Origin of the sequence: Tolypothrix sp. PCC 7712 (assembly GCF_025860405.1) — a bacterium.
GTDB classification, from domain to species: domain Bacteria; phylum Cyanobacteriota; class Cyanobacteriia; order Cyanobacteriales; family Nostocaceae; genus Aulosira; species Aulosira diplosiphon.
The window spans coordinates 1-13198 of sequence record NZ_CP063793.1 but is presented as its reverse complement, the minus strand read 5'-3'; the positions used below and the strand labels follow the sequence as shown (position 1 = coordinate 13198).

Annotated in this window: 8 protein-coding genes and 1 pseudogene; 7 read left to right on the top strand and 2 right to left on the bottom strand. The window is 37.9% G+C overall.

Translation table 11 applies throughout. From position 1 onward, the window contains the following. Nucleotides 1–12: 12 nt before the first annotated feature. The 5 genes from HGR01_RS40400 (at nucleotide 13) to HGR01_RS40375 (ending at nucleotide 6855) form a co-directional block, all read left to right on the top strand. The gene (locus tag HGR01_RS40400; protein WP_045875058.1) at nucleotides 13–426 is read left to right on the top strand and encodes a XisH family protein; all 414 of its coding nucleotides are present in this window, start codon (nucleotides 13–15) and stop codon (nucleotides 424–426) included. Continuing rightward, nucleotides 414–749: a XisI protein gene (locus HGR01_RS40395; RefSeq protein ID WP_045875057.1), complete on the top strand. Its 336-nt coding sequence runs from the start codon at nucleotides 414–416 to the stop codon at nucleotides 747–749. The genes HGR01_RS40400 and HGR01_RS40395 overlap by 13 nt, the downstream gene beginning before the upstream one ends. 90 nt (nucleotides 750–839) lie before the next feature. Further along, nucleotides 840–1442, top strand: coding sequence for a Uma2 family endonuclease (locus HGR01_RS40390; protein ID WP_045875056.1), 603 nt, complete (start codon nucleotides 840–842; stop codon nucleotides 1440–1442). Between the two features lie 318 nt (nucleotides 1443–1760). Next, nucleotides 1761–5099, top strand: a complete 3339-nt coding sequence (locus HGR01_RS40380) for a Swt1 family HEPN domain-containing protein (RefSeq protein WP_045875055.1) — start codon at nucleotides 1761–1763, stop codon at nucleotides 5097–5099. 142 nt (nucleotides 5100–5241) lie between these two features. After that, complete coding sequence (locus tag HGR01_RS40375; RefSeq protein ID WP_155539710.1) at nucleotides 5242–6855, top strand: hypothetical protein; 1614 nt, start codon at nucleotides 5242–5244, stop codon at nucleotides 6853–6855. 77 nt (nucleotides 6856–6932) lie between these two features. On the opposite strand, the gene HGR01_RS40370 is transcribed toward HGR01_RS40375, so the two are convergent. Then, entirely contained in the window at nucleotides 6933–7943 is a 1011-nt protein-coding gene (locus HGR01_RS40370) for a tyrosine-type recombinase/integrase (protein WP_045875053.1), read from the bottom strand. Nucleotides 7944–8346: 403 nt separating this feature from the next. After that, nucleotides 8347–10491, bottom strand: coding sequence for a pentapeptide repeat-containing protein (locus tag HGR01_RS40365; RefSeq protein ID WP_081584193.1), 2145 nt, complete (start codon nucleotides 10489–10491; stop codon nucleotides 8347–8349). Between the two features lie 719 nt (nucleotides 10492–11210). Between HGR01_RS40365 and HGR01_RS40360 the strand changes: the two genes are divergently transcribed. Both HGR01_RS40360 and HGR01_RS40355 read left to right on the top strand, forming a co-directional pair. After that, nucleotides 11211–12446, top strand: a complete 1236-nt coding sequence (locus HGR01_RS40360) for a hypothetical protein (protein ID WP_045875052.1) — start codon at nucleotides 11211–11213, stop codon at nucleotides 12444–12446. A 416-nt stretch (nucleotides 12447–12862) separates the two neighbouring features. Continuing rightward, nucleotides 12863–13186 (top strand): annotated as a pseudogene (locus HGR01_RS40355) (recombinase family protein); the annotation flags it as partial. Nucleotides 13187–13198 lie beyond the last annotated feature (12 nt).

Here is a 13198-nt window from a genome sequence, read left to right as displayed (position 1 = left end):
ACATAAATAGGTATGGCGCGAGATTTATTTCATGACATTGTGAGGTCAGCCCTAGAAAAAGACGGATGGACAATTACAGACGACCCGTTAAGTATTCGTTGCGGTGGGGTAGATGTGCAAATTGATTTAGGTGCAGAACGCCTCATCGCCGCAGAAAAATCCGGGGAGAAAATAGCAGTTGAAATTAAAAGTTTCGCCAGTGCCTCAAAAATATCAGAATTTCATACAGCCTTGGGGCAATTTATCAACTATCGCATTGCCCTACGGACAGAAGACCCAGAACGAATTTTATATTTGGCAGTCCCTTCAGTAACTTATAACGATTTTTTTAGCTTGCCCTTTACTCAAACAGTCGTGCAGGAAACCAAAATTCTACTGCTGATTTATAACATTGAAACGGAGGAAATAGTGCAATGGCTAAATTAGATGAATATCGACTAAAAGTGCAGCAACTTTTAGAGAAATATGCACAGTATAAACCTAGTTATGGTGATGTAGAAGTCGAGCCAATATTTGATACACAACGTGACCATTACCAAATTATCAGTGTCGGTTGGAATCAACAAAAACGGGTTTATGGCCCTATCATGCACCTGGATATCAAAAATGAAAAAATCTGGATTCAGCAAAATACCACTGAAGTAGATATCGCTGCGGAATTATTAGAAATGGGTGTACCTAAACAGGATATTGTCATTGGCTTCCATACACCAAAAATGCGTCAACTAACCAGTTTTGCTGTGGGATAACGCATACAACACATTTTTGTCCGTGAAGTATAGTTTGTTATCTATTCCTTTTGATGAGCATTGTTCATTTTGAATTTGGAGTGCAGCAACATGACTTACAGCCCACCTAAACTCCTCACTTTCGAGCAATTTTTAGTCGAGTACGGGGACAACCCCCGTTACGAACTCATTGACGGAGAACTACGCGACATGGAACCAACTGGCCCTCATGAAGAAGTTTCAGGAAATATTGCTGGGAGAATTTATGCTGAAATTCTTCGTGCTAATTTTAACTGGCTGATTCCAAAAACTTGTTTGATTAAACCACCTGCTGCTGAAGCAACAGCACTCCGTCCAGACGTTATTGTTTTAGATAAAGCAAAACTTAGCAACGAACCACTTTGGCAAAAAGAACCGATTATTTGTAATGGCAATACTATTCAGTTGGTTGCTGAAGTGGTGAGTACAAATTGGCAGGATGATTATGCCAGAAAAGTTGAAGAATATGCCTTTCTGCAAATACCAGAATATTGGATTGTAGATTTTCGCGGTTTGGGTGGCTTGCAATTTATCGGTAATCCCAAACAACCTACCTTCACAATCTGTCAACTAGTTAATGGTGTATATCAGCAGCAACAATATCGCTTGGGAGATGCTATTTCCTCTTCTCTGTTTCCCAACTTACAACTGAAACTTGACGATATTATGCCATAGTGACATTATCATATTTGGCAGTGCGCGACAGCATATTTACAGCTTTGTTTAAAGAAGCAATTGGTACACTTTTAAGAGAAATTAATGACAAAATTTGCATATAACGGGATGACACCGAAGATGGCGTAACCTAAAAGTTAGTAGCCGCAGGCATTCCCAAAGAGAAAATTGTTTTGGGATTTCACCCGCTTAATCTTAGGTAACATACTGTGTATGCTGTTACGTAAGTTTTAAAATATACTATAAATTAAGGCAGCCACTTACGCTAACTAAGAGCCTAGCCGGAAAAGTTCTGATTTTATTGTCTAAAATTTAACTATGGCTATTAGTAACCGCGAACGAGTAGGCAGAGCCTTAGAGTCACTACAACAAGGCTTATATCCCTTTGTAGAACGGGAAATGCGAGCCAAATACGGTGATAAATGGGTAGTCGCCGCTACTCCCTTTGTATCAGAAGACCGGAACCTGCGCCGCCCTGTTGCCCAAATCCTGAAACAGGATGTCTCCGAACTGCTGAAAGTGATGTGGAATCAGTGGCGGGATGTATTTAAAGAAACTTTAGGCAATGCGGAAAAAAACTTAGTTGGCGAGTTAATGGTCACGCGCAACGCTTGGGCGCACAATGACGCTTTCTCTACAGATGACACCTATCGCGCCCTTGACAGCATTACCCGCCTCTTAACTGCTGTCTCCGCCCCAGAAGCTGATGCTGTGGAAAAACAAAAACAAGAACTACTCCGCATCCGCTTTGATGAACAAGCCCGCCGCGAAACTCGCAAAGCAGCAGTTACAGCCATAGAAACCAATCCCGTTGGCGGTCTAAAACCTTGGCGAGAAATAGTCACCCCCCATCCCGATGTCGCTTCTGGTCGCTACCAGCAAGCAGAATTCGCTGCTGACCTGTGGCAAGTTTACTTAGATGAAGGTTCTGATGAATACCGCTTGCCTACAGAATTCTTTCGCCGCACGTATTTGACTGAAGGACTGAAACAACTACTGAGCAATGCTTTACTCCGCCTGTCTGGTCAAAGCGGCGACCCTGTAATTGAACTGCAAACTAACTTTGGCGGTGGTAAAACCCACGCCATGCTGGCATTGTATCACCTGTGCTTTGGAGTTTCTGCCAGCGAATTACCAGGATTAGAACCAGTGTTTGCCACGGCTGGTGTCTCAGAACTGCCTGAGAATGTTAAAACTGTTGTCTTAGTAGGTAATAAAATATCTCCCGGTCAACTGCACCAAAAGAAAGACGGTACTGTTGTCAGAACACTTTGGGGCGAGATAGCTTGGCAATTAGGCGGTAAAGAAGGTTACGAGATGGTACGAGAAGCCGACGAATCCGCCACTAACCCAGGTGACAACCTCAAACATCTATTTAACCGCTATGCCCCCTGCCTCATTCTCATTGATGAATGGGTATCCTACGCCCGCCAACTCCATGATGGCAGGGATTTACCAGCAGGCAGCTTTGATACTCACTTCACCTTTGCTCAAACCATAAGCGAATCAGCCAAAAACGCAGATCGCACATTGTTAGTAGTCAGTATACCTGCTTCTGACATTGAAATTGGGGGCGATAGAGGTAAAGAAGCCCTCAACCGCTTAAAAAATGCTATTGGTCGGGTTGAGTCCCCCTGGCGACCTGCGAGTGCGGAAGAAAGTTTTGAAATTGTCCGTCGTCGCTTGTTCCAACCGCTTACTGACACCAACTTATATGTTGCCCGTGATGCTGTGGTGCGGGCGTTCAGCGAAATGTATCGCACCCAGTCCCAAGAATTTCCTCTAGAGTGCCGGGAAGCCGACTACGAACGCCGCCTGAAAGAAGCTTATCCCATCCATCCCGAACTTTTTGACCGCCTTTACAGCGACTGGTCTTCCTTGGATAAATTTCAACGCACTAGGGGCGTACTGCGGCTGATGGCCAAGGTAATTCACTTTCTCTGGGAGCAGAGCGATCGCTCTTTAATGATCCTACCAGCCAACGTACCTATGGCTGACACCCAAGTGCAGTCAGAACTCACCCGCTACTTAGAAGACTCCTGGGTGCCAGTAATTGAAAAAGACGTGGATGGTACTAACTCCCTGCCGGTTGCCCTGGATGGTCAAAATCCCAACCTGGGACGCTACTCTGCTTGTCGCCGCGTTACCCGTACCATTTACCTTGGTTCTGCCCCCACTTTAAGAGCCGCCAACCGAGGATTAGAAGACCGCCGCATCAAACTTGGCTGTGTCCAGCCTGGTGAAAGTGCTGCCACCTTCGGTGATGCCCTGCGCCGCCTGAGCGACCAAGCTACTTATCTCTATGTAGGCGATGGTAATCGTTACTGGATATCAACTCAACCCAATGTTACCCGCACCGCCCAAGACCGAGCTAACCAGATTCAACAAGATGCAGACCGTGTTTGGGAAGAGATTATTCGCAGACTCAGGGCTGACAAGCAGCGTGGTGAATTTGCTGGAGTCCACGTAGCCCCAAATTCTAGTGCAGATATCCCAGATGATGAAAACATGGGCGTGCGGTTAGTTGTTATGGGGCCACAGTATTCCCACAGTGGCAAAGCCAAAGATAGCTCGGCTTATGAGAAAGTTACAGAAATTCTCTCCTATAAAGGAGCTAGCCCCCGTTATTGTAAGAATCTGCTGTTGTTCCTCGCACCAGACAAGACCAAACTTGATGGTTTAGTGCAGTCTGTTTGTCAATTTTTAGCTTGGGATTCTATTATTGATGACAAAGATGCTTTAAACCTGGATGTTTCTCAAAGTAATCAAGCAACGCAAAAGCAAAAAGATACCGATAAAACTGTCGATTTTTTACTGCAAGAAACTTACCAGTGGTTGCTAGTTCCTACTCAACCCGACCCACAAAATCCCATTATTTGGGAAGAAATTCGCCTCCAAGGACAAGATTCTCTAATTCTTCGTGCCAGTCGCAAATTAATCCATGAAGAACACCTGATTGCTAATTATTCTGCCTCACGTCTGCGCTTAGAAGTTCTTGACCTTTATATCTGGCGCAATGCCAACCACATTGACCTGAAAGCACTGTGGAAATACTTAACTAACTATCCGTATTTACCCAGACTGAAAAATGAACAAGTGCTAATAGATGCCATTCAGGAAGGAGTAGCAGCATTACTGCGGACAGAAAACTTTGCTTATGCAACTGGCTACGACGAAGCCAAGCAACGCTATTTAGGATTGAAAGCTTGCGAACATATTACAGCAACACTCAGCAGCCAAAGCTGGCTGGTTAAACCCGATGTCGCAGATCGGCAACTGATTGCAGATGCGGAAGAACAAGAACTGAGGCGACAACAAGAACAGATTGCTAGGGGAGAGAGTGCGATCAATGACAACAGCGCTGTTATTGCAAATAATACTGAAACAAGTTCAGGCAATTCCACTACTACACCACAGAAGCAACTGCGCCGTTTTTATGGGTCAATTGATTTAGATCCACTACGTGTTACGCGAGATGCTGGACTTGTAGCCAACGAAGTTTTGCAACACCTAGCAAGTTTAGTAGGTGCAGATGTACAAGTAACTTTGGAAGTTCAGGTACAATTACCTGACGGAGTACCAGACCATGTGATTCGCACAGTAAGTGAAAATTGTCGGACTTTGAAGTTCAAAACTCATAGTTTTGAGGAGGAGTAGGACTACACTCACATGACAGGAATAATAGGCGAACTAAGCCTGCTCTGATTGACGACTCAAAAAACTATGCAGCAAGCATTTCAGACTTAACACCTTTTACTGTTCTATTTCTATTTGCAAGCTTATTCCTAAATATTTCACTTTGTTAGAAGTTAAATCTATGTACCCTCTATCTCAAAACCCGCGCCAAATTATTACTGAATTATGGTCAAAGTTAAAGGATTGGGAAGCAAATTATGAAGAAATTTTACAACATTTTACCTATCTTTCTTCAAATATCTCAGATATCTTCACACACATATTGAATTTTATTGAGGATGACCTGTTAAAGACTTGGGAGGAGGATTTTAATCGTCACAGAAAAAAACAGTATTTTGATAATAAACAAAAAAGATTTTTGGAACATTTAATAAGATTTTGTATCAACGAAAAAGCTCAACTCAAAAAACGTATTTTAAATAATCTCTTCAGTCTAACAATAGTAATAGAAGAGAAATATCAAGATTTTATAAGAATACTTATTTTAGAATATGTGGAATTACAAAGTGAATCAAAAAATGAGTTTAATACTGTTTTAGACAATCTTAATAGCCTTTTGCTAAAAAATGGACATAATTACTTCATATTTAACAATAGAAAGCGTTTAGTAATTAAAAATGAAATTATTAAATCTTTTAATAAGGATAATGAAATAACTAAGTTATTACTTAACTTTTTATTATTAAAGTGCCATGAAATAGAAGAAGATGTAATTTTTATTCTTGTATCATCCATTAAAGCGGATGATTTAGATGAACTACGAAAAATAGCTCAAAATGAGCAGTATGATTATAGCATTGTACTAAGAGCAAAAGTTATTTTATCTTATTTTGATGAAACTTTTATTGAAGATTTTCCTACTGAATTATCTGTTTCTAACACAAGTTATGCTCATGCTTATTATAATAAAGTAGATTTATCCACTACTTTAAAATTAAATAAAGGACTTACTTGGATAAATGACTATAATGTAGAAAATGCTATTTATCAAGCTCTTAGAAACTCAGATGAAAATTTTTCAAAATTTTTCAAGGACAACTATGGTAAGCATGAAGAATCACTCACAGAAAGGCTCTTAATGTTTTTAGAATCCGAGTTTAATTCACTCAATAGATTCTTACAAACGTGGAAACGGCAACATAAACGTGCAATAAACTATATTAACTTTTCATATAGAGATACTCAAAGGCAAGAGAACGTCTGGAATGCAGATATTGCTTTCATATTTGAATGTCTTGTGAATAATGAAATTAAAAAGAGCCATGCAATTCTTATACAGTGTAAAAAGCTAAATCATAATGGTAATAATTTTCAATCTTCTTGGACTATAGATGTAGGACAATGCAATGATTTGATAAAGATTTCACCATATAGTTGCTATTTTCTGTTTGGGCCAAATCAACTTCCTCCTTCTAATACTCTAGTTATACCTGCAAATAATATTAAAGGTATAATTAGAGCTTCGGTAAAAGATTCTACGAAAGAGAATCTGCTTTGTTCAGCTAGTGCTAGAGAAGGTAAAAAAGTCAAAAAAAATGTTTCATTTAATAGTGTTCGACCTATTGCAAGAAACTTAGCAGATTTTGTACTTCATGACTTTATTGGTTGTTGGTACGGTGATGAGTTTCCTAATATTGTTAATTATGCAAGCGGTCAATCAATAGAAGATGGTTTGCCAGTGCGACATCTTGTTAAAATCTCTATCAGTGAAGGTTGATGTTTAAAAGCCGCATAAAACTAAAAATTCGTTTGTATTAACTTTTCAAATTTTTTATAACAGGTGTTGAAATCAATTCAATCTAACCCGTCCATTAATAACTCAGACATTTCCAATTGATCACGATTGCGGTTGTCGTCGTAAATTTGCAGCGTATTTAGTTTTGCGTGTCTACTGAGTTTCTGGGCTTTCCGCACATTGCCATCGGTCTTTTCAAGTACAGCAGTAATCGCACTGTGGCGGCAACGGTGAGGACTCATGTGCTTTTCAACCCCTGCCCGTTTAAACAATCGCTTGACTATTTTATAAATACCATCCCCGGTTAACCTGTGACCAAAATTTTGGAAGTCAACCGAGGTAAACAACGGGCGGGACGACGACATATCACCACCCCTTTCAATCACCCAATCAGTAATCGCTAACACAGTGACTTTTGGCAGATTTATCGTCACTCGTACAAGCTTGCCCTTACCTAAAATTGATAGCGTCCCCTTAGAGCCATCAAAATGTTTCAAGTCTAAAGTGCTTACCTCATTTCTCCTCAGCGCATTGCCCCAGAGTAGCAGCAACAAAGCATAGTCCCGCTTCCCGGCCAAAGTCGAGCGATCGCACTGTTTAATCACGCTCAAAAATTCCGCTTCAGTCACACCGCTAGTATCGCGGTAAGCCTGCACAGGAATACTGTCTACATCTACTGCATAGTTGCACACCCCCAGCTTTCGCCCATAAGCAACCAGAGATTTAATTGCAGCCAGTCGGCGGTTAATCGTGTTGGGTGATAACCCCGCTTCCGCAAGTATGGCTCTGTACTTAGTCACTACCAGCGTGGCTTTGTGACCTTCCAGGTGCAAAAACTCCAAGATAGAATCTCGGTTAGGGCGCTGCCCGGTCATGCGAGTAAAAAAATCCGTGATATCTTTGCGGTAAGCCCGACGAGTTCCTTCACTATTTTTGGATTTGAGCAATTCCTCCAAAACATCGGGGTCAGAGTCAATGACACCAGCAAAGTACGCCTCAATTTTGGCACTGAGGGCATTTTCTAATTTTTGGACTACAACTAACTCGACGGATTCTTTCTCTTTACTCATGACCCCACCCTGGCTGCGGTATCGAGAATGGCAATTTCCAATACCACACACCATTATCTAGCACAGGGGGTCACAGTGTTGGGGTTTTTCTCTTGTTGCGGCTGTCTCAAGTGTCTACACTCGCTTCTATACCCTTGATAGAAAATCGTTGCAAGAGAGCGATATCAAAATGCTTCAACCACTTGGGGAGAGAAGAGTTCGTCTTCTTGAAGGAGAAAGAGGTAGGAAGACACTAATAATTTATTAGTCAAGCCAATCCGCGATCTCTTGCGATCGCCCCAATGTCGTTTAAAGGTTGTTTGACGACATCAAGGTAAAACAGGCTCACTGTAAAGATTAGGGTTGTACATATTCCTTAGACAGCACCCCCGTTTGTTTGATATTTAAAAACCAAATAAATCAGTTAACCATCAGGTTGTAGCCAACCTTTAATAGTCGCCTTTGCCACTTTGAGATACTTATTATCTAAGATAAATTCATCAATTGCTGTTTCGCCGCCAGCTTGAAATGCTCCAGCTACACGTTTCTTGAAACTAGGGGTAGTTTCTTCATTAACGTAAGCAACTTTCTCAGCCTCATTAGCAGTAGGGTTATCTTTCTCTAATTGCTTGAGGAGTTTTTGAATTTCGCTAGCCGCTTCAGCAAGAGTTTTTTGCTCTGGTGTATGGTTATTCTGATTAAAACTTATATTACTGCCTTCTTGAGCGGTGTCTACAAACTGATTAATAGAACCTTTTTGGTCGTATTTTGAATGATTAAATTCTGACATAGAACTTTTCTGCATATTATTAGTATTTATATTAACAATAAGTGCTCCACTGATACCGAAATATTTTTCTAATACATCTAGGTTTTCATATTTGTGCGGTGTCTGTTTAGGCAGGTTTTTTAACTTGTTATAAATTTCTAGAAATTCCCTACGTAACGCAGATTTATTCTTATTACCAACAACAGGAATACGTATCAATAAACTACCATTTTCCATCGCTTCTATGATTGGAAGTCTCAGTTGTTCATTAGGATTATTTTTGGCTAATTGAAACAAAGATTCTGCTATCGCCCAATCATTTCTATCCGATTTGAGAAATATATTTATGGTTTCTAATTCTGTACGAACATAATTTGCAAATGCCTCTTCTTCAGAAAATTCATGTCGATTTTCTGGTCTCTGCCTTTCATAAGGTTCTTCTGCTATAGAAATATATGGACAAGTGATATTCTCCAGCTTTGTATTTAAATCGATTGACCAATTTTTAATGTAAGCACCCGTCAGAATAGCATTACTTAAAATTGTTCCTTGCAGCTGTGCTCGTTTAAGATTTGCAAACTGTAACCTAGCTCCTTTTAAATTACATTCAATCAAGTTTGTGCCAATTAAACTAGCCTCTTCTAAAAATGCATCTTCAAGGTCTATCACTGTCAAGTTTTCTCCATTAAAATTTTTTCTACATCCATCTTTAGTTCTCGCCAAGTTTTGAATAGATTTTTTTTGTAAGGAAGTGCCTCTAAAATCAGCACGCTCTAAAAATGAAGCTCTCAGGAATTTAGTATTGTAAAATTTGGCTGTTTTGAAACAACAACCTTTTACATTTACTTCAGTGAAGTCAGCATTACGTAATTGGGACTTTGTAAAAAGTGTTCCACAATGTTCTATTAAAGTCTGAATAAAGAATCTCCACATCCATGCAAATTCTTTGTCTCCCCTAATTGATTTTTCGCTGTAAATACCACCAAAGATCGCACCAATAAATCCAGTGCTTACTCCTTTGAGGTAATTACCATCACCAAATTTTGGTATCATTACCGATGTAACAATGTTTAACCTTTGTAGGTTTTGTTCAATAGGACTTAGCATATTTTGTCCAAAAACAAATATGGCGAGAATTAGTAGTATAAAGAAAATTATCAATGACATTGACTTTATTGCTTCTGATTCATTTACATTTGCTGCAACAATTCCAATAAGTGCAAACCCCACAATAGCCGTAATAGATAAACCTATATTCAAATTTAATAGATTTATATTCAAGTATGATATAGTAGGATTAAAATAAATTATTGCTATTGTTCTGATAAAAACAATAAAAGCTGTTGCTACGAGAATAACTACCCATAATAAAGTATTTTTTCTCCTCAAATAATAGCAGCAAAAAGTAAATAAAATTGCCGATGTAAACCCTGATAAACTACAAATAAATAATATTAATGCGATGATGGCAAACTGCCAATTATAGTATAAACCTGTTTTTACACCTTTAAAATACGCACCAGTCAAATCTGCATCATAAAAATTTGTGCCGAGAATTTTCGTATTTGCTATGAACTGAGCATTTCTCAAGTCACATCCTGCAAAGTTTGTTCCACTCAAATCACAATTCTGAAAAGTAATATCAATAAGCCTTTCTCCCTGAAATGATTGATTGATAATGCGCTCGCTAATAAATTTTTTCTTTCCATTTCTATACTCGTCTAAAAGCTCTTCTGCATTCATCTTTGCTACTCCCAAAAAGGTGTAAAGGATAAATATGGACATAAAAGCAATTACCATACAATCCTCTCTATTTTCAGAGCTAAGGATAGAAAAGTACTTGTATGTAACTAAAAAATATTCAGTTAAAAAAATTATCTATATTGTAATTACAAGGGCTGACTATCAAAAATTACAACATAATAAACTCTAAGTGAAAAATATCGTTTTAACTAGTAGATGAAGGCAGAAGGCAGAAGTAAGAAGCCTGAAGGCAGAATGAATAAAGTCGAGAAAATAAGCTTTTTGTATATTCTGAATGGTTGGCTTATTTACGGCAATCGGTACCAGTTCCAGTTTATCTATATCGAATTAAATTAGTAAAAAGTTATTCCGAAAGTAAAGTAACTGCAAGAAATTGATGAGTCGATTTTTATATATCAATTACCAGAACAATTACTGCATTAATTTATACAGTTTAAATTAAAGATTTAAAATTCTTACTGTGCTAAATAACTTATAAATTATTTGTTACTTTGAATATCCTCCCAAATATTAGTACTGAAAATACATATACTTTAAGCTTTAAACTACCTTTTAGCAGAATGGTTTATTAAACTCAATAATTAGTTATGTTTTTAACTTAGCAGAAAGTTTATGTATGTGTTTTATACTTAATAAACTGTAATATTTATGAATATAGAAAAATAACATATATAGTTAAATAACTTATATATATTAATAACTTAATAAAATAAAGTGTAAGATATTATTTAATCCACTCACAATTTTATTTGTTTATGTCAGTAAAAAATAAAACAAACTCGGCACGGGAACCAAAGAAAAATCCTAATGAAAAAAAAGTAGTGCGAAGTTTGTCTGTCACGGACAAAGCCTGGGATGCTATCAAGGAGAAAGCAGATGCTGAAGGAGTATCAGCTTCGGAATTTATAGAAAGAGTAGGACGCGATGCATCAGTACTTGAAACTCCACTAAATTCGCGTCTCAAAGGTTTTTTAGAACCTCCTATTCCTATTTTTTGGTCAGTATCAGAAGTTATAAGACGGTTTGCAGTGCAATTATCTTTCGTAGAATCTTCTTCGGAGAGAGGTTTGAGGAAAGATGAGATTGAAGATAGGGTTTTGAAACAGAAAGATATTGTTCGTAACTATCTTTGGCGTGCCATGCTAATTATTGCCATTATTAATTACGGTATTCCTAAATTAGATGTTAATAGCATAACAAGTCTTTTACGGTGGATTAGCTTTAAAATGATGGTATCTGAAGCACCAAAACAAAAAAAATCTACTTCAGAAAATGAAGTATTTATTTCAGAACAACAAATAGAGAAAGATATCAAAAATATTCAAATTTCTTTGAAAGTTTTACAAAAATTTTCTGTATCTTACTATGAAATTTTAGATATGATTATGAACGGCAAAATGAGTTACGCTCAAATCGCTAAGTACAAAAGATTACACACTCAGAGACACTTTACTGAAGCCGAAATCAGACGAGAAGTTAAACAAGCTACTTATCAACTACGTTTCTATTTTCATAAAGAAATTGTCGAAGTAGAAATTGATAAAGAATCCAACACACAAGATTCTGAAGAATCAGTGAATACGCTACAAGAATATAAAATGAGATATTATCAGTTATGCTCGTTGGCTTATCTACAAAAAAAAGACAAGGAGAATATGGAAGAAATACTTTATAAATGTCTAACAGAACCAGAATTAGAATTTTGGATTCGGGAAATTGACCATTTAGCTGGGCATCACTTAGGAAGTTCTGAGTCTGCCCATATTAATCCCGAATATAAAGATATTCATTATGAGCTAAGAGAAGAACTGCAAAAAAAAATTAAGGACGGAGAAGAAGAATATAGTCTTCAGAATCAATTAACCAAAATGAATAAAAAATTAATGTTTTGTAAGTCTTCTCAAGAGATTGAAAATGTTGTAAATAAATTAGTGATCGAGATATCAGGAGAAACTCTTCAATTAAATGATATTAAGCCTATGATGAAGTAAAATATAGAAAATAATAATTTTATACCGATGTCAAAATCCTAAATTATTTGTGATGAAAAGAATTGTAAAGACGCTATATTGATGACTTTTAGTAACATTATCAAATTGGTATAACTTAAATCCCTATTAGCGATTAAAACTGTGCCAAGCGCAAAAGAGTATGATGAGTATTTGCACTTATTAAAACCATCCATAGATTAAGGACTCCTTCTTTGGCACACCATGCTCATTTTATCTATGGGTTGTCTTTCTAAGCATTTATGCTCAATTTCTACTTGAACTAATTCCATAGAGAGATTAGAGATATTTTGTGTAATTGCCAGTTATGTATCTATATGTGCCAGTTGGTGCATTACGGTTAGTTCAATTACCGTAATGCTATAATCCCTGAATCATAGGCAGAGTAAATAATCCCAATGAAATTGGTTGGTTATGTCAGAGTCAGCAGCGAGTCACAAGCAGAAAACACCTCTTTACGAGAACAACGCCAGAAAATCGAAGCATACTGCTACGCTTTTAATCATGAACTGTTACAAATCTTTGAAGAGGTAGGCAGTGGTAAAAACACGACTCATCGCCCCCAGTTTCTTGAAGCTTTAAAACTTGTTTCTGAAAGTGCTGATGGAATCATCGCAGCAAAGTTAGACAGATTAGCTAGAAATACTAGAGATGTGCTGGCACTGGTTGATGATGTTCTCCAACCACAAAGGAAAGCTTTAATTCTTCTAGATTTACAAGTGGACACAACCACA